This window comes from Pelagibacterium sediminicola (assembly GCF_003390885.1).
GTDB classification, from domain to species: domain Bacteria; phylum Pseudomonadota; class Alphaproteobacteria; order Rhizobiales; family Devosiaceae; genus Pelagibacterium; species Pelagibacterium sediminicola.
Window position 1 is genome coordinate 407,864 of sequence record NZ_QMEL01000002.1, and the last position, 17,182, is coordinate 425,045.

Sequence of the window (17,182 nt, forward strand, 5' to 3'; positions counted from 1 at the left end):
CTGTGGAAAATACGTATGCTCCGCTCCCTGTTGCGCGTCCTCGTCATGGCCACGCTCATTGGCGCTTCCACTCTGTCAAGTGCGCAGAATCCTCCTGTGCATGTGGACCCTGCCGCGCGTGACGACCTGGTCGATCCGGCGATGGTCCCCGCCCTGCGTTTTCTCACCACGACCGATTTTCCGCCCTTCAACTACACCGACGGCTCGGGGCGGCTCGTGGGATTCAATGTCGATCTTGCCAATGCGATCTGCATGCGCCTTTCAGCGCGCTGCACCATTCAGGCCTGGCCTTGGAACCGGGTGCAGCAGGCGCTGGCCGACAATCAGGGCGATGCTCTGATCGCGGGGCTCGCGATGGAAGACGAAGCGGCCGAACGGTTCGATTTCTCCCGCATCTATCTCGAACTGCCCGCCCGCTTTGCCGTGCGCAAGGGCATTGCCCCCGGTCTCGATCCCGCCCGCCTTGCCGGCCCCATAGGCGTGCGCGAGGGCTCGACCCACGCCAGGCTTCTCGCCCGCACCCTGCCTGATGTCGAGGTCATCGACTTTGAAACCGAATTTGCCGCCCTCGACGCTCTCGGTGAAGGGCGGGTCGAAGCCGCCTTTGCCGACGGGATGCGCATGGCCTTCTGGCTCAACGAAAACCCCGATTGCTGCGCGTTCGCGGGCGGCGCCTATTTCCGGCCGGACCTGTTCGGCGACGGCATGACCGTCGCGGTGCCCGCCGGGCTCGACAATGTGCGCACCGCCATCAACTGGGCCCTGGTGCGGCTCGAGCGCGAAGGGCGGATCAACGAGCTTTACCTGCGGTGGTTTCCGGTGAGCTTTTATTGATATCCTTGCGTTGCAATCGCGATCAAAGGAGGGTCCCGTGACCCATCGCATCTATTCTATGAGCGTGGCGAGCGTTTATCCGCTCTATATCGCCAAGGCCGAAAAGAAAGGGCGCACGAAAGCGGAGGTCGACGAGATCATCTTCTGGCTGACCGGCCACGACCATAAATCGCTTAAGCAGGAGCTGGAAAAAGGCACCGGTTTCGAGGATTTCTTCGCCCGGGCGCCCCGGCTCAATCCTTCGCGATCGCTGATCACCGGCGTCGTCTGCGGCGTGCGCGTCGAGGAGATCGAGGAGCCCACCATGCGCGAAATCCGCTATCTCGACAAACTCATCGACGAGCTGGCCAAGGGCAAGGCGATGGAAAAGATTTTGCGCGCCTAGATCGTTTCAGGTTTTGCCTGGATCAGTCCCACACCTCTTCGCTACCCCGGCCTTGAGCCGGGGTCCATGCTGCAACGCTCTCCGTGATCGAGGGTCCGCTATGGATCCCGGCTTTCGCCGGGAAAGCGACGGGGGGGCAAGGCAATCGCTTCCATCAAAAGCTGAAATGTTCCAAGAGGGGGCGAGCGATGCCAGCCAAAGGCATTGCCTCTTCCACCCTATAACCGCCGATGCCGAATCCGCGCCGATGTCTCCAGTGCCGCCGTCGTCAACCTGTCGATGGAAAATGCGTCGCGGATCATTTCGAGCAGCCGCAGTTCCTCCTGGTTGAGCCTTAGATCGACCGTTGCGACCTCCACGGCCAGCGCATAGGCGGTTTCCTGCAGGCGCGGCTCCAGCGTATCGGCGATTTCGGCGAGAAGCGCGTCCAGCCCGCCCATATTGAGTTGCTCGACGCACCGGCTGGCCACTTCGGGCAGCCGGGCGGTATCGAAACCGGCAAATACCGGCCAGCGGCCGATCAGCGCCGCGAAACGATCGAGTTCACCGTCCGATACGTCGGTGTCCGACACGGCAGTGACGACCATGGTATAAACAAGGGCATCGACGGGCGAGAGGGTCATGGCGGCTCTGGAAAGCTGGTGGTGGTTGCCCGACCCTAGAAATACCCGCGCGCCCGCGCAAGCCCAAAGCCGGGAAGCCATTGACCTTTCAGGGCCGATGATGCAACACCAGCGCCGCATACTCCCTTTTTCTTTTCACCTTTTGAGGATGGACCGTACCGTGTCCCGTACCCTGCCCCCGCTCGACCCTTCCGCAGTCGCCGCCGCGCCCAATGCGCGCGCATGGCCGTTCGAGGAAGCGCGCAAGGTGGTCAAACGGGCCGAAAAGCTCGGCAAGGACGAGGTAATCTTCGAGACCGGCTACGGTCCCTCCGGCCTGCCCCATATCGGCACCTTCGGGGAAGTGCTCCGCACCACCATGGTGCGCACCGCGTTCCGGCTGTTGACCAACGATCAGATCAGAACCCGGCTCATCTGCTTTTCCGACGACATGGACGGGATGCGCAAGATTCCCGACAACGTGCCCTCGCGCGAAGCGCTCGAACCGTACCTGCAGATGCCGCTGACCGCCGTTCCCGACCCCTGGGACAAGGGCTATCCCAGCTTCGGGGAACACAACAACGCCATGCTGCGGCGCTTTCTCGATACCTTCGGGTTCGATTACGAATTCGCCAGCGCCACCGATTACTACAAGTCCGGCAGGTTCGACGACATGCTGGTGCGCGCGCTCGAGCGTTATGACGACATCATGGCCGTGATGCTCCCGACCCTGGGTGCCGAGCGGCAGGCGACCTATTCGCCCATCCTGCCCATCTCGCCCATTTCGGGCCGGGTGCTCTATGTGCCCATGAAGGAGGTGAACGCAAAAGACGGCACCGTCACCTTCACCGATGAGGACGGGCGCGACGTGACGCTTCCGGTCGCGGGCGGCAACGTCAAGCTCCAGTGGAAGCCCGATTTCGGGATGCGCTGGGCCGCGCTCGGCGTCGATTTCGAGATGTTCGGCAAGGACCACCAGACCAACCAGATCGTTTATGACAAGATCTGCTCGATCCTTGGCGGCACCCCGCCCGAGCACTACGTTTATGAGCTGTTCCTTGACGATCAGGGCCAGAAGATTTCCAAGTCGAAGGGCAATGGCATCTCGATCGACGAGTGGCTGACCTATGCCTCCTCGGAAAGCCTGGCGCTGTTCATGTTCCAGAAGCCCCGCACGGCCAAGCGGCTCTATTTCGACGTCATTCCCAAGGCGGTGGACGAATACTTCTCCTTTGCCGCCTCGGCGCAAGGCCAGGATGCCGCGGCGCTTCTCGAAAACCCTGCTTTCCACATCCATTCGGGGCTGCCGCCGGCCTATGACATGCCGGTGAGTTTTGCGCTTCTGCTCAATCTCGCCACCGCGTCGAACCCCGAGACACCCGAGGTGATGTGGGGCTATATCTCGGCCTATGCGCCGGGCGTCACGCCCCAGACCCATCCGCACCTCGATGCGCTGGTCGGCTATGCCATGCGCTATTTCGCCGATTTCGTCGAAAAGAACTACCGCGCGCCCGACGAAGTGGAGCGCAAGGCGCTCGAAGACCTCTCAGAAGCCTTCGCCGCCCTCTCCCCCGACGCCGATGGCGAGGCGATCCAGAACGCCGCGCTCGACGTGGCCCGCGAGATCGAGCGCTATCAGGACCATTCCCGCACCGGCCCGCGCGGCGGTCCGGGCGTTTCGGGCGCCTTTTTCCAGATGCTCTACCAGGTCCTGATCGGCCAGCAACGCGGCCCCCGCTTCGGCTCGTTCGCCGCGCTCTACGGGGTGGAAAACACCCGCAAGCTCATCGCGCGAGCGCTGGGCGGGGAGTTGGCGGGGGATGGCTGAGGCCGTTCTCGTTTAGATCGTTTCAGGTTCTAGATCATTTCAGGTTTTGATTGAACCGGCACAGAGCGGCGCGTTTTGAAGGATCGCGCTGGATTGCCGGGAACGGGTCCCGGAATGACATTGGTGGCTTTGGCCAATACCTGCCCTATTCCCACCTGTCACCCCGGGATTTATTCCCGGGGTCCAGACCGAACCCGCCGCAATTAGGGAAGCTCGACGATTCCGTCAAACACTGATCTGCTCTAAAACGTTCCCCGCCCCTCGGCCCAATCGGCGACCGCCAGCCCCGTGAGGTCGGATACCGAGGACAGCCCCCGCGCGGTGATCGCAGCCGACAACCCCGTCTTGATGTCCTCGACCATTTCCATGCCGCCATAGACCAGTGCGGAATAGAGCTGGATGACGTTGGCGCCCGCTTCGAGCTTGGCGACGGCACTTTGGGGCGAGTGGATGCCGCCGACCCCGATGATGGGGAAATCGGCCCCCAGCCGCTGGCGCATCTGGGCGAGGCGTTGCGTCGAGAGCGTGAACAGCGGCTTGCCCGACAAGCCGCCGGCTTCATCGGCATGGGGAAGGCCCATGACCGTATCGCGCGAAAGCGTCGTGTTGGAGACGATCAGCCCGTCGATGCCGCTTGCGAGCACGACGCGGGCGATGCCGTCCATCTGTTTTTCATCGAGATCGGGGGCGATCTTCAGAAGGATCGGAGGCTGGCGCTTTTGGGTGGTGCGGGCCTCGATGATGGCCGCGAGCAGGCGCGTGAGCGCTTCATCGGCCTGAAGGTTTCTCAGGCCCGGCGTATTGGGCGAGGAGATGTTGGCGGTGAGATAACCGGCGATCGGCGAGAAGGTTTTGACGCCTTCGACGTAATCGGCGACGAAATCCTCGCTGTCCTTGTTGGCCCCGATATTGATGCCAATGGCGACCCCGGCATCGCGCGCGGCAAGACGTTCGAGCGCTGCGGTGTGCCCTTCATTGTTGAAGCCGAGCCGGTTGACGATGCCCATGGCCTCGGGGATGCGGAAGACGCGGGGAGAAGGATTGCCCGGCTGCGCGCGTGGGGTAAGCGTGCCGACTTCAACGAAACCGAAGCCGACTTTCCCCAACGCACGCGGCACCTCGGCGTTCTTGTCGAACCCTGGCGCCATACCCAGTGGATTGGGGAGGTTAAGCCCCACAAATTTGACCGCCAGGTGGGCCGGGTCGGGATTGCCCCCGGGCGCAAGACCCATGCGCAGCGCGTTGATAGTCGCGCGATGGGCGGTTTCCGGCTCCATCTTCAAAAGTGCATCGCGCGTGAGACGGCCGAGGGCGGGAAGCTTGAGAAGATCGGTAAGGCTCATCGGACCATCTCCGGCAGATCGAACCCGCCATCCGCCCGCGCATCGAGGGGCCTATGAGCCGTCACCGCGCTCATGGGCAGGGGGGCGTAAAGATGGGGGAAGAGCTGGCCACCGCGCGAGGGCTCCCATTTGAGCGCCTGCGGCAGCCGGTCTTGATCGACGATGGCGAGCACGAGGCCCGATTTTCCGCGATAGTGCTTGTCGAGCGTTTCGGAAAGCTGGGCGGCGGTTGAGAAATGGATATAGCCATCGGCAAGATCGGCCGCGGTGCCCGCAAGCTCGCCGGCTGCCAATGCAGCGTCCCATTCGGCTTCGCTGGCGATCTTGTATATCGGGTCGGCCATGCGCTCGGCTCCTTTCGTGATGGGCAAAGCTCTAGAGCGTTTCCAGAATAAGCGTCACCACTCATCCGGTTCGGAAACGCGCTGAAACAGAGACTTAGCGCTTCTGTTTTGATTCCAGCAAAACAGGTAAAGCTCTAGGCAATTTGCGGGCGCAGGGAAACCCTCGTCAGCGGCCAGCTATTCACTCGACCCGCCATTTGTGGTTTCCTGTCGGCCATGAGACTGTTTGCTTTAGTGCTTATGTGCATCTGGACGGTTCCCGCCAGCGCTTCCGAAGACCTGACCGGAACTCTCGTGCCGCCCTATCCGGACGGCATGTCGAGCCAGATGGGCGCGTGCATTGCCGCGGATGACGATGTTTGCGCATATTCCATTGCCGCGCTCAGCGGACCGGATGGCGCGGTGGTGGCGATTTTTGCGCAGAAGCTGGTCGGGTTTTCCGATGACGGGCCTGTCTGGGAAGTCCTCGATACGCTCGATGCTCCCGAGCAGGCGGAAGGGCAGATATGGGCGTTCGAGGAATGTCATCTCGATGGAGCAATCGACCCTGCGGTGATCGGCCTCGTGACGGCGCGCGACATGGGCGGGTGGCTGGAGACGAAAGACACCATCTGGGCGGTGCGGCTCGAAACCGACAGGAGCGAACTGGTGGCGCTCGACCCGGCAGATATCAGATGCGTGCTTCCCGGTTCCTGACTGGGGTAACCGGCGTCATGGGAAAATCATCCCAGAAAAACGAGCATCGAGGCTGTGGATGGGCTGTTGAAAAAGCGACGCGGCATAGGAAACGCCTTTACAAAAGTGTTAACTGACCCTAGACAGCCTTAGGATTAGTTTCCGATGCAAAGATTTAATTCCTTAAGGCGCATGGGCATGCTGTCACACCGCGCAATATGGGACGCCCTGGACACCCTTGCCGAACGGCACGGGCTGTCGGCGTCGGGGCTTGCCAAGCTGGCCGGGCTGGATGCGACCGCGTTCAACCCCTCCAAGCGGGTGAGCAAGGACGGGCGCGAGCGCTGGCCCTCGACCGAATCCATCGCCAAGGTGCTCGAAGCGACCAATGAATCCTTCGATAGCCTGCTCTCGGGCGCGGTTTCTTATTTCCAGCCCCCCTCGCAGACCGGTCAGGGAACCACCGTGCCGCTCCTGGGCTTTGCCCAGGCCGGATCGGGCGGCTATTTCGATTCCGCCGGCTTTCCGGCGGGACAGGGCTGGGACGAGGTGCGGTTTCCCGGCCTTGGAGACGGCACAGCCTATGCACTCGAGGTTGCGGGCGATTCCATGCAGCCGCTCTACCGCGATGGCGACGTGCTGATCGTCTCGCCCACCGAACAATTGCGGCGGGGCGACCGCGTAGTGGTGCGCACCCATGAAGGCGAGGTGATGGCCAAGATCCTCCACCGGCGCACCGAAAAGCAGGTGGAGCTCTATTCAATCAACCCCGATCACGCCCCGCGCATATTCAGACCCCAGGACGTGGACTGGATCGCACGCATCCTGTGGGCGAGCCAGTAGGGCGCGCTTGGCACGGGCGGTCCGGGGGCTGGGTAAGGACGGCAGAAAAAAGAGAATTCCGTGAGGGATATGGCATGGCTGGCGCCTCCCCCCACACGCCGGGCTCGACGCCCTACCCCCGCACCAGCCTGTTCAGCCCCACCCGATAAAGCCGGTCCCGCCCCATCACCATCACCTGCAGCCGCGCGCGGTTAAACAGGCCGCCGAACGCTTCGGAGAGGATATTGAGGCTCCCCGTCGAAGCGCCGTAGGCGGGCAGGATCAAGAGGTTCTCATCCCAGACGAAACACGGCCGCCGCGTCGATTTTCCGTTCATGGCGATGCGCGCCGCCGGGTGCAAATGCCCGGCGATGACCCCTTGTGCACCCAGCACCGGTTCGTGGCGCAAAACGCAGCCGGACACCGAGATCTCGCTCGTGCACAGCCCACCCAGCCGGTGTACCGAGGGATCATGATTGCCCGCCAGCCACACCCAGTCGATCGTGCCCGTCAGCCGGCAAATCCGCACCCTTTCCGCATCCGGCAGGGTATCTGCGCCCTCGTCGCGGTGAAAGCTGTCGCCGAGCGCGATGACCTTCCTCGCGCCCGTCAGCGCTATGTCGCGTTCGAGCCGTTCCAGCGTCATCGCCGTGTCGTAGGGCGGCAGCAACTGGCCCGACCGGGCAAAGCTCGACATCTTCTCAAGGTGCAGGTCGGCCACCAGAAGCGTTTCGTGGGCGGGCCAGTAGAGCGCGCCGGAAACCAGCGGCGCAAAGGCATGGCCGCGGAAATTGATCGTGGTGATTTCGTTATCGGTCAGTGGGTGCGCCGATGACATGCCGAATCGCCCGAAGACATCGAAGAAACGTTTGACTAAGTCAGTTTTCGCTGTAGGTCAAAACGCTGAGATTGCGTATATCCTGCCCGGAGGAATTTGAGATCATGGCGCTTTCCCCGGTGACCCTTTCGGGCCGTCATGTCGAACTCGTACCCCTATCGCGCGCGCATCACGACGGCCTCGTCGAGGCCGTCAAGGACGGCAAATTGTGGGAACTCTGGTACACCTCGATCCCTGCCCCCGATAAAATGGCCGCCGAGATCGACCGGCGCCTGGGCCTTCAGACACAGGGCACGATGCTTCCCTTCACGGTCATCGGCAGACCCTCGGGCCGGATTGTCGGGATGACCACCTACATGAATATCGACCTTGCCGGCCCGCGCGTCGAGATTGGCTCCACCTGGTACGCTAAAAGCGCCCAGCGCACCCCGCTCAACACCGAGGCCAAGCTGCTGCTGCTCACCCATGCCTTCGAGGCGCTGGGGTGCCTTGCGGTTGAATTCCGCACCCATTTCCTCAACCACAAGAGCCGCCGCGCCATCGAGCGGCTGGGCGCAAAACTCGACGGTGTGCTACGTCAGCACATCCGCATGGCGAACGGAACGGTGCGTGACACCTGCGTCTATTCGGTCATACCGGCGGAATGGCCCACGGTGCGGGCCAATCTTGAAACGAAGCTGACGCAGGCGTGAACCGGGCTTATTTCTCGTCCCGCGTGAGCAGGCCGGTAAAGCCCGTCACAGCAATCGCAATGAGAATGGCACCGAGGAACCGCTCCATGATGAACAGCCAATGGAGGAGATAACCCAGCGGGATCTTGAGGGTCGGGGGCTGATCGAGGCCCGGCCAGTCGAGCGTGACATTGGCCCAGGCCCGTGCATTGGGCCGCCAATAGGTTTCCGTCCCGAAATCGAACAGCGGCACGAACGCATCGAGCGAATAGGCGATGTGGCCGAACGCCGGATATCCACCGCTATCGACGAAACGGCCATCGACATCGCCATGCTGCACCGCAACGAACAACGGCTGGCCGCCGCACTCTCCTGACGCGCCGCGCAGATTGGGATCGCCGCAAAGCGCCGTTCCACCCCAGTAGAAGACGGCCCAGAGCAGCACCACACCCACCGAGATCGCCACGGTCTTCCACGGGTTGAAGCCGTAATCGGCCACAAGGTGCAAGAGCCAGCTCACGAATTTCTGCCGCTTGGGCATGTCGCGCGCATAGCGCTCTCTCACCCGCCTCTCGATGGAGATGATCTGCGAGGAGCGGTCATATCCCATGGCCCTGAGAACCGCGGATGCCTGCCGCCAGGGCTGGGGGTTGAACCGTTCCGTCAGATCGTCGGCCGACTGAGCCGCGAGCCAGTCGACCCGCGCCTCTGCCACATCCTTGTTGCTGTGCTGATCTTCGGCGCTGTTCCCGTCGGGAAATTCGAAATAGTTGTATTCAAACCCGTCGAGCACGAGGTGCTGGATGTCGGTTTTCGTTCCGTCTTCCGTCACGTAAAGACGGCCAGGCAGGGCGCGGCGCTTATAGTCGATCGGGGCCGGCCATGCGGCTGCATGATCCTCGAGAACATTGCAGCACGCATGGGAGAAATCGATGATGCCCCGCGCCGGAATCCTGGACAGAACGAGCCGCCCACCGATCCTTGCCTCCTTGAGCAGCAGCGCGTGATGGCGCAGGCCGTGCACGATCTTGCGAGCGAGCGCGGTGCCCCAGTCGTTGGCCTGTTCGGGGATGAGCTTTTCCTCGACAGCGATGAAGGGAGCGATCAGCACCGAATCCCAGACCGTCAGCCGGCCATCGAACTTCGCCCTTGTGCAGTCAACGATCCCCTTGAACGTGGATGATGTGAAGAGAGTGTCTCCCTGAACATGAACTTCCTGCAGTCGTACCGCGATGTATCGGGCGGCGCTGAAGCTCGATTCCCCCAGATCGAGAGCCTTGCCGATCGTTGCGCCGGAAAGATCGAGATCGCCTATGACGGTCACGCCATCCCTGAGAAAAACCCCACCGCCAATTCGTGCGAAACAAGCCTCGAACGCACATCCGCCCGGGTTCTCGAACGTTGCGCCGGGCGCTGCGAAATACCCCTCTATGTTGACGGCATAGAGGTTGAAATTGCCCTTGACGATCGCGGACGTCATCGACCAGGACGCTGCCCTTGCGCCATTGGCCGAGAACGCGAGTTCGGCGTGCTCGAATTGCGCGCGCTCGGCGCTGAAATGGCCTTCGATATTGGCGCTGCTGATGTCGAAGCGTCCCTTTACGACGCTTTCATCCATGTACCAGCTGTTCACTTGTGCGGCATAGGCGAAGACGGCGGCGTCGGCTTCACCGAACGTCGTTTCGCTGGCCGCGAACTGGCCGCTGATCAGGGCGCTGTTGATGTCGAAGGTGCCGGCAACCATCGCATTGCACATGAACCAGCTCGACACCCTGACCCCCTGGGCCCAGACGGCCACGCCGCCGGGATTGAGGAATTTTACGGTGTTCGCATTCATCTGCCCGCCGATTTCGGCTTCATGCAGGTCGAACCGGCCTTCCACCGTGGCGCCGTACAATACCAGGGTCCCGGCCTTTGTGCGCTGCGCCCAGATGGCATCGCCGCCCGGATTGCTGAAATGGGTGTCTCCGGCATAAAAGCCATCATCGAAGTGAGAGCCATTGAAGACAAAGCCGCCCTTCACTACGGCCGAGCTCATGAACCAGCTGGATGCCTTGACGCCGAACGCCTGAACGGCCACGCCTTCGCCCTCGAACCGGGCTTCGTTCGCGCTCACCTGGCCGCCGATTTCCGCGCTGTTGATGTCCATGACGCCGTTGAACGTTGCTCGGTTGATGAACCAGCCCAATGATTTGACGTCCTGGGCGTTGAGCGCCACGCCCCCAGGGTTGTCGAATACCGCTCCATCCGCCGAAAACTGTCCCGCGATCGCCATCGAGACGAGGCTGCACCCCCCTACAACACGGCATCGCCTCAAAAACAGGCTGCCATTAATGCTTGCGCCATCGAAATCGAAGCCCGCCCGGAACTCGCATTGGTCGAAACTGAGCTTGATCGGGATATTGCGATTTTCAAGGACCAGGCGATCGCTCACGATCGCCCCGCGCAGATAAAGGCCGTAAGGGTGCTGGCGCCAGCCCTTCCAGTTGGCGTGGCTGAACGTGCCGGTCGCAATGGCCTCGATCAACTCGGCGGAAACCGCTTTTTCCTCGTCTGCAAGCTCCTCGCAGAAGGCACCGGCTCCCTTCCGGGTCGCCTCGATCAGCAGGCGTTCGGCCTCGGTCGGCTTACCGTCCGACCCGGAAAAAGCGCTGAAATCCCCGTCGCTGTCCTGCGTCATGCGTCCCCCCTCCCGACATGGAGTCAACACATCATAAACCAATAATTTTCTCGCGAAATCAAGCGCCGGTCATCGGCCCACCGCCTCCGCGATCAGATCCTCGGCCGCTTCCCTCAGCACTGCCTCGCGCGCTTCCCCGAAGATCGGCTCCTTGCCGATATCGAGCATCACCGGCACGGCAAGCGGGGAGATGCGATCGAGGGGCTTGTGCTGGATGTGGCGCCGGATGCGTTTGAGCGCCACACCCAGCCGCTCGATGTCCAACAGCCCGCGCGCCGCATCGCGGCGGGTGGCTTCGATGAGAATGTGGCCGGGTTCGTGGCGGTAAAGGACATCGAAGATGATGTCCGAACTCATGGTCAGTTGCCGTCCCGATTTTTCCTTGCCCGGATGGCGGCGCTCGATCAGCCCGGAGATGATCGCGCAGTTGCGGAAGGTGCGTTTCATGAGCGCGGATTCATCGAGCCAGGCTTCCAGATCATCCCCCAGCATGTCCTCGTCGAACAGTTGATCGAGCGAGAGCCGCCCGGTCCGTATCTGTGCCGAAAGGTCTGTCGCGCACCAGATGGCGAGTGCGTAGTCGGTGGCAACGAACCCCAGGGGCTGGGCCCGCGCCCGTTCGAGACGGCGGGTCAGCAGCATGCCCAGCGTCTGGTGCGCCAGCCGCCCCTCGAAGGGATAGCAGACGAGATAATGCTTGTCGGCACGCGGGAAGGTTTCGACGAGGAGACTTTCACGGCCCGGCAGCACCGAGGCCGCCTCCTGCAACTCGAGCCATTCGCGCACCTGATCGGGCAGCACCCGCCAGTTGTCGCGGTCCGCCAGTATGCGCCGCACTCCGTCGGCCAGAAAGGTAGAGAGCGGGAACTTTCCACCCATATAGGCGGGTATCCTGGGGCTCTCGGAATAGGACCGCGAGACATAGGCTTCGGTCTCCACGACGCCCTCGAAGGCGACGATCTCGCCGCCGAACATGAAGGTGTCGCCGCGCACCAACTGGTCGATGAAATATTCCTCGATCTCCCCCAGCACCCGCCCGCCGCGTCCGATGGGGCCGGTCGTTGCGCCCTTCCTTACGCCCCGCGCCCGCACCAGCCGCACCTTGAGCATCGGTTCCTCGACGATGGTACCGACATTGAGCCGATATTGCTGGGCAACCTTGCCATTGGCGATGCGCCACAGCCCTTCGGGGGTCTTTCTCAGTTTCGCGAACCGCTCATAGGCCTTGAGCGCATAGCCGCCGGTCGCGACGAAATCCAGCACGCGGTCGAACTTTTCGCGCGGCAGGTCGCGATAGGGCCAGGCGCGCGTTATTTCGGCAAAGGCCGCATTTGCATCGAGCGGCGCGGCACACGCCATCCCCAGAACATGCTGGGCCAGGACGTCGAGCCCGCCGGACAGCGGACGCTCGCTGTCCTGAGCGCCCGCCGCCACCGCCTCAAGCGCCGCTTCGCATTCGAGCACCTCGAAGCGATTGGCGGGGACGAACATGGCTTTGGAGGGCTCGTCCATCCGGTGGTTGGCGCGTCCCACCCTTTGCAGCATTCGGCTCGCCCCCTTGGGCGCGCCCACCTGCACCACGAGGTCCACGTCGCCCCAGTCGATGCCCATGTCGAGCGTCGAGGTGCAGACGACGGCGCGGATATTGCCCGCCACCATCGCGCTCTCGACCTTCCTGCGCTGCTCGACCGAGAGCGAGCCGTGGTGGAGCGCGATGGGCAGGGCGTCGTCGTTGATCGCCCACAGGCTCTGGAACAGCACTTCGGCCTGGGACCGGGTGTTGACGAACAGCAAGGTGGTGCCGTGCGCCTTGATGGTCTCGAGCAATTGCGGCACCGCATAGGCCGCCGAATGGCCTGCCCAGGGCACGCGATCCTCGCTTTCGAGGATCGAAAGCTCGGGCGCCGCCCCGCCCGGTGCGTTGATGAGGACGGCGGGGCGCGGAAAAACCGGCGCGGCAATCCAGTCGCGCAGGATATCCGGCTCGGCGACGGTCGCCGAAAGCGCGGTCACGCGCACATCCGGCGAAAGTTTGGCCAGCCGCGCCACGCCCAGCGCCAGCAGATCCCCACGCTTCGAGGTAACCAGCGCATGCAGTTCATCAAGGACGACCCGCTTGAGATTGCCGAACAGTCTTGCGCTGTCGGGATGGGAAAGCAGCAGGGCCAGTTGCTCGGGCGTCGTCATCAATATGTCGGGCGGATCGAACCTTTGCCGCTGCCGCCGCGAGGCGGGGGTGTCTCCTGTCCGCGTCTCGACCTTGATTTTCAATCCCATCCCAGCAATCGGGGCGTCGAGATTTCTCGCCACGTCCACGGCCAGCGCCTTGAGCGGCGAGATATAGAGGGTGTGCAGCCCATCATGAGGGTTGACGATCAGATCCTCGATGGAGGGCAGGAATCCCGCCAGCGTCTTGCCCGCCCCTGTCGGCGCGATCAGCAGCACTGAATTGCCCGCTCGGTCGGCTGCCAGCACGTCTAGCTGATGCGCCCGCGCCGCCCAGCCCTTGGCGGCGAACCAGTCCTCGACGATGGGTGAGAGTTGAGACACGCGGAATGGCGTCCTATATTCAGAATCACGATCAGAAGGCGGAACCGGCCATGCCCGAGACTATCGAGAGAAACGAGCCGAGGGAAAGACCTTCCCCCCTTGTCGCCATTCTGGGCGATACGCCGGGCCGGGTGGCGGTGCGGCTGATCCTGATGAGCCTGCTCATGGGTTTCCTCATGGCCATGTTCGGCATTTCGCCGCAGGACATCTTCCGCTCGATCGAGCGCCTGTTCTCAGGCATTTTCGAGAACGGCTTCGGCGTGCTGCGCGACGCCTGGGGCTATGCGCTGACCGGCGCGATGGTCGTCATTCCCATCTGGATCATCCTGCGGCTGGCCTCGGCAGGCCGCAAACGCTAGCCGTGCAGGAGCGGTTGACCCTTAATGATGATGAAATTGCGGCGGTATTGACGCGGCGGATTTCGCAGCGTGTGGCCAACATCGCAGCGACCTCTCCGCCCCGCCGTTTCCTCATCGGCATCATCGGCGGCCCGGGTTCGGGCAAATCGACGCTCGCCGCCCGCCTCGCCGAAACCCTTGCCGCCGCCGTGATCCCCATGGACGGCTTTCACATGCGGCAGGAAAAGCTTAAATCCCTTGGGTTTGCCGCGCAGAAGGGCGCGCCCCATACCTTCGAGGCCGAAGCCTTCGCCGGTTTCCTCGCCCATCTCAAGTCCGCGACCGGCCCCGTTTCAGGCCCCATCTATACCCGGGATATCGAAGAGGTGACGGAGAACGGCTATACCGTCCCGCCGCAAACCCCTATCCTTATCGTCGAGGGCAATTATCTCCTCCTCGATACCCCGCCATGGAACCGCATCCGTCCGCTGCTCGACCTTGCGGTCCATCTCGAGTTGCCCCGCGACACGGTGCGGGCGCGCCTGCTCCGCCGCCACGCCGAACACGGGCTTTTTTCGCCCGAACATGTCGCCACCCATGTTGAGCAAGTCGATCTTCCGAACTACGATCTGGTTTCCGCCACGGCCCGCCACGCGGACCTTGTGATCGTTTCCCGCCAGATTTCGAGTCCCCTGCCATGAAACCCGTCATCTTCATCACCGGCGCAACTTCCGGCTTCGGCGCCGCCACCGCACGCCAGTTCGCCCGCAATGGATGGAAGGTCATCGCCACAGGGCGGCGGCGCGAGCGGCTGGCCGAGCTAGAGGCCGAATTTCCCGAGATCGTCCACGGCATCGAGATGGACCTCACCGATCCGGCTTCGATCAAGGCGGCGGTGAAGGCGATCCCGGAAAACTTCCAGCCGGTCAGGTGCCTGTTCAACAATGGCGGGCTGGCACTCGGGGTCAATCCGGTCCCCGATATCGATCCGGCCCAATGGCGCACCATGGTCGAAACCAATGTGATGGGGCTCATCCACACGACGCTCGAATTGCTGCCCATGCTGAAATCGGTGGGCAAGGGCGCGTCCATCGTCAATGTGGGCTCGATCGCTGGGCGCTATGCCTATACGGGCGGCAACGTCTATGGCGCGACCAAGGCGTTCGTCCACCAGTTCACCGCGAACCTGCGGACCGACACCATGGGCACCGGCATCCGCATCACCTCGCTCGAACCGGGGCACGCCAAGTCGGAGTTTACAGCCGTGCGCACCGGCGGGGATTTCGAGGCCAATGAGAAGATGTACGCCGACAACGATCCCTTGCTGCCCGAGGACATCGCGGACACCGTCTGGTGGCTGGCCAACCTGCCCGACCACGTCAACGTCAATATCATCGAGATGATGCCGGTCTGCCAGGTGCCCCAGCGCCCCGTACTCCTCAAGCGCGACGAGTTCCCTAGCGCCTGATCCAGCCTGGTTGAAACTGGTTCAAGCTCTAACCTTATTGATTTATCGTGCGGCCGAACCGGAAAAGTCTGCAACTTTTCCTGACCGCACTCTTACCGCCTGAACAGCACGCCGCCGAACCAGCCGGTCACCAGCGCCAGAAGAACGCAGGCAAGGCCGTAGAGCAGCGGCTGGTTGCGTGAGGCATCGCCCAGAAAGCGCTCGAAGCCGGTTTTCTGGACGATGAACTGCTGGGCGTTCCGGGCCACCACCTCGCCGTCCCGCACAACGAATGCTTGCGCAAGGAACAGTCCGCTGGAGACGTTGGAGGGCAGCGCGGCGCGGGCCGTAAAGAAGGTGGGGGACAAAAAGCTCACCCCGCGTTCGGCGGTGCCGAACAGGCTGGCCTTTTCCATGAGCCGTATCAATTCGTTCTCGAACATCGGCACGTTGCCGGTCGTCGTCTCAAGGGCCGCTGAAGCCTGCGCCTCGACGGTAAAGCCCATCTCCGCGATCGCCTCCCGGGTGAGGATCGTTTCCAGCGGGCGGCTCGAAAGCACGCGATAATAGGAGGGAAGCTGGCCGAACAGGGCGTAGTCGGCATTGAGCATGATGCCGAACTGGCGCGCCTTGCGCCGCACCACGCGGTCACCCACCGGGCCGCGAATGACCACGACGATATCGTAATGGCCTTGCGGCGCCTGTCCGGCGAGGTCGGGCTCTATATTGCCGAACAGCGTGATCGTCTCGCCGGTGAAATTGGAGTGGATCCAGACCGTGCGGTTCGAGGTCGAAAAGACCAGATCCTGTGCATGGCCCGTCTGGGCCATGGCCAGCACCAGCATGAGGATGAGAAGCCCGCGCAGCGCCATCACACTGTCTCCCCGAAGCCGATGGCCGCCATCGAGAAAGGATCGGCGGGCGTCAGGAACAGCGAGAGTCCGAAGCGAATCGCAACCCCAAGCACGATCAGCGCCAGCAGGGCGCGCAACTGGTCGCCGCGCAGATACTGGCCCGCCGAGGCGCCGAACTGCGCACCCGCAACGCTGCCCACCATGAGGCAGAAGGCGAGCAATATATCGACGCTCTGGCTCTGGACGGCGTGGAGCACGCAAGTGACCGCCATCACCGCCAGTACGTGCAGCAGCGACGTGCCTACCACGACCGAACCGGGAATGCGCAGGAGATAGACCAGCGCGGGCACGAGGATGAACCCGCCCCCGATGCCGAGCAGCGCGCCCACGATCCCGATCAGAAAGCCGATGACGATAACCGGGATCACCGAGATATAGAGCTGGGATTTCTTGAACCGCATGCGCAGCGGCAGGCCGTGCACCCAAGTGTGTTGCCCCGGCATCTTGGGCCGCTGTGGCCCCCGGCGCGACCGGATGATCGAGCGAATGGCCTCATAGAGCATCAGCGAGCCGATGGCGCCCAGAAAAATCAGGTAACCCAGCGAGATGGCGAGATCGAGCTGGCCCAGGCTCCGCAGGAGCGAGAATATCCACACCCCCACTATCGACCCCACCGCGCCGCCCAGCACCAGGAACGCGGCGAGCATCAGGTCGATACCGCCGCGCCGCCAGTAGGACAGCGCCCCCGAGGTTGAGGCCGCCACCACCTGGCCCGTCACCGAGGCCACCGCCACCGGCGCGGGCACGCCCGAAAAGATCAGCAGCGGCGTGAGCAGGAAGCCGCCCCCGACCCCGAACAGGCCCGAGAGAAAGCCGATCGCGCCCCCGATCCCGACAAGGAAGAACAGGTTGACCGACAATTCAGCAATGGGCAGGTAGATCTGCACGCCGGGGGACCAATCGAATAGAAC

The 17,182-nt window shown here is 62.9% G+C and carries 17 protein-coding genes; 9 read left to right on the top strand and 8 right to left on the bottom strand.

Annotated features, from left to right (window positions below):
- The first annotated feature begins 15 nt into the window (after nucleotides 1-15).
- The gene (locus tag DQG18_RS15980; RefSeq protein ID WP_157970009.1) at nucleotides 16-834 is read left to right on the top strand and encodes a transporter substrate-binding domain-containing protein; all 819 of its coding nucleotides are present in this window, start codon (nucleotides 16-18) and stop codon (nucleotides 832-834) included.
- 58 nt (nucleotides 835-892) lie between these two features.
- On the top strand, nucleotides 893-1,219 hold the full coding sequence (locus DQG18_RS05185; RefSeq protein WP_116653162.1) for a DUF2200 domain-containing protein: 327 nt from the start codon (nucleotides 893-895) through the stop codon (nucleotides 1,217-1,219).
- A 218-nt stretch (nucleotides 1,220-1,437) separates the two neighbouring features.
- Here the strand turns inward: DQG18_RS05185 and DQG18_RS05190 are convergent, their stop codons facing one another.
- Nucleotides 1,438-1,923, bottom strand: a complete 486-nt coding sequence (locus tag DQG18_RS05190) for a tellurite resistance TerB family protein (RefSeq protein ID WP_245958368.1) — start codon at nucleotides 1,921-1,923, stop codon at nucleotides 1,438-1,440.
- A 79-nt stretch (nucleotides 1,924-2,002) separates the two neighbouring features.
- Between DQG18_RS05190 and DQG18_RS05195 the strand changes: the two genes are divergently transcribed.
- The gene (locus DQG18_RS05195; RefSeq protein ID WP_245958369.1) at nucleotides 2,003-3,649 is read left to right on the top strand and encodes a lysine--tRNA ligase; all 1,647 of its coding nucleotides are present in this window, start codon (nucleotides 2,003-2,005) and stop codon (nucleotides 3,647-3,649) included.
- A gap of 242 nt (nucleotides 3,650-3,891) precedes the next feature.
- Here DQG18_RS05195 and DQG18_RS05200 read toward each other — a convergent pair whose 3' ends face one another.
- Both DQG18_RS05200 and DQG18_RS05205 read right to left on the bottom strand, forming a co-directional pair.
- Entirely contained in the window at nucleotides 3,892-4,992 is a 1,101-nt protein-coding gene (locus DQG18_RS05200; RefSeq protein WP_116653165.1) for a quinone-dependent dihydroorotate dehydrogenase, read from the bottom strand.
- Nucleotides 4,989-5,336, bottom strand: a complete 348-nt coding sequence (locus DQG18_RS05205) for a DUF952 domain-containing protein (protein ID WP_116653166.1) — start codon at nucleotides 5,334-5,336, stop codon at nucleotides 4,989-4,991. Before DQG18_RS05205 ends, DQG18_RS05200 begins: the two co-directional genes overlap by 4 nt.
- A 216-nt stretch (nucleotides 5,337-5,552) precedes the next feature.
- Here DQG18_RS05205 and DQG18_RS05210 point away from each other — a divergent pair, with 216 nt between their 5' ends.
- Together DQG18_RS05210 and DQG18_RS05215 are read left to right on the top strand one after the other, a co-directional pair.
- Nucleotides 5,553-6,032 (top strand): hypothetical protein, encoded by a 480-nt coding sequence (locus DQG18_RS05210; RefSeq protein ID WP_198669665.1) that lies wholly within the window; start codon nucleotides 5,553-5,555, stop codon nucleotides 6,030-6,032.
- Nucleotides 6,033-6,209: 177 nt separating this feature from the next.
- Nucleotides 6,210-6,854, top strand: a complete 645-nt coding sequence (locus DQG18_RS05215) for a S24 family peptidase (RefSeq protein WP_116653384.1) — start codon at nucleotides 6,210-6,212, stop codon at nucleotides 6,852-6,854.
- 112 nt (nucleotides 6,855-6,966) lie between these two features.
- On the opposite strand, the gene pdeM is transcribed toward DQG18_RS05215, so the two are convergent.
- Nucleotides 6,967-7,671: a ligase-associated DNA damage response endonuclease PdeM gene (pdeM, locus tag DQG18_RS05220; RefSeq protein WP_116653168.1), complete on the bottom strand. Its 705-nt coding sequence runs from the start codon at nucleotides 7,669-7,671 to the stop codon at nucleotides 6,967-6,969.
- A 104-nt stretch (nucleotides 7,672-7,775) separates the two neighbouring features.
- Here pdeM and DQG18_RS05225 point away from each other — a divergent pair, with 104 nt between their 5' ends.
- A complete protein-coding gene (locus DQG18_RS05225) occupies nucleotides 7,776-8,363 on the top strand; it encodes a GNAT family N-acetyltransferase (RefSeq protein WP_116653169.1) in 588 nt (195 codons plus the stop codon).
- Between the two features lie 7 nt (nucleotides 8,364-8,370).
- Here DQG18_RS05225 and DQG18_RS05230 read toward each other — a convergent pair whose 3' ends face one another.
- On the bottom strand, nucleotides 8,371-11,022 hold the full coding sequence (locus DQG18_RS05230; RefSeq protein WP_116653170.1) for a hypothetical protein: 2,652 nt from the start codon (nucleotides 11,020-11,022) through the stop codon (nucleotides 8,371-8,373).
- Between the two features lie 69 nt (nucleotides 11,023-11,091).
- Nucleotides 11,092-13,572, bottom strand: a complete 2,481-nt coding sequence (locus tag DQG18_RS05235; RefSeq protein WP_116653171.1) for a ligase-associated DNA damage response DEXH box helicase — start codon at nucleotides 13,570-13,572, stop codon at nucleotides 11,092-11,094.
- 5 nt (nucleotides 13,573-13,577) lie between these two features.
- On the opposite strand from DQG18_RS05235, the gene DQG18_RS05240 reads away from it, so the two are divergent.
- The 3 genes from DQG18_RS05240 to DQG18_RS05250 are packed head-to-tail and all read left to right on the top strand — an operon-like array spanning nucleotide 13,578 to nucleotide 15,378.
- Complete coding sequence (locus DQG18_RS05240; protein ID WP_245958370.1) at nucleotides 13,578-13,931, top strand: DUF6460 domain-containing protein; 354 nt, start codon at nucleotides 13,578-13,580, stop codon at nucleotides 13,929-13,931.
- A 14-nt stretch (nucleotides 13,932-13,945) separates the two neighbouring features.
- A complete protein-coding gene (locus tag DQG18_RS05245; protein WP_157970011.1) occupies nucleotides 13,946-14,611 on the top strand; it encodes a nucleoside/nucleotide kinase family protein in 666 nt (221 codons plus the stop codon).
- Nucleotides 14,608-15,378, top strand: coding sequence for an SDR family NAD(P)-dependent oxidoreductase (locus DQG18_RS05250; protein ID WP_116653173.1), 771 nt, complete (start codon nucleotides 14,608-14,610; stop codon nucleotides 15,376-15,378). The genes DQG18_RS05245 and DQG18_RS05250 overlap by 4 nt, the downstream gene beginning before the upstream one ends.
- A gap of 92 nt (nucleotides 15,379-15,470) precedes the next feature.
- Here DQG18_RS05250 and DQG18_RS05255 read toward each other — a convergent pair whose 3' ends face one another.
- Both DQG18_RS05255 and DQG18_RS05260 read right to left on the bottom strand, forming a co-directional pair.
- Nucleotides 15,471-16,229, bottom strand: a complete 759-nt coding sequence (locus DQG18_RS05255) for a TIGR02186 family protein (RefSeq protein WP_116653174.1) — start codon at nucleotides 16,227-16,229, stop codon at nucleotides 15,471-15,473.
- Nucleotides 16,229-17,158: a sulfite exporter TauE/SafE family protein gene (locus DQG18_RS05260; protein WP_116653175.1), complete on the bottom strand. Its 930-nt coding sequence runs from the start codon at nucleotides 17,156-17,158 to the stop codon at nucleotides 16,229-16,231. Before DQG18_RS05260 ends, DQG18_RS05255 begins: the two co-directional genes overlap by 1 nt.
- Nucleotides 17,159-17,182 lie beyond the last annotated feature (24 nt).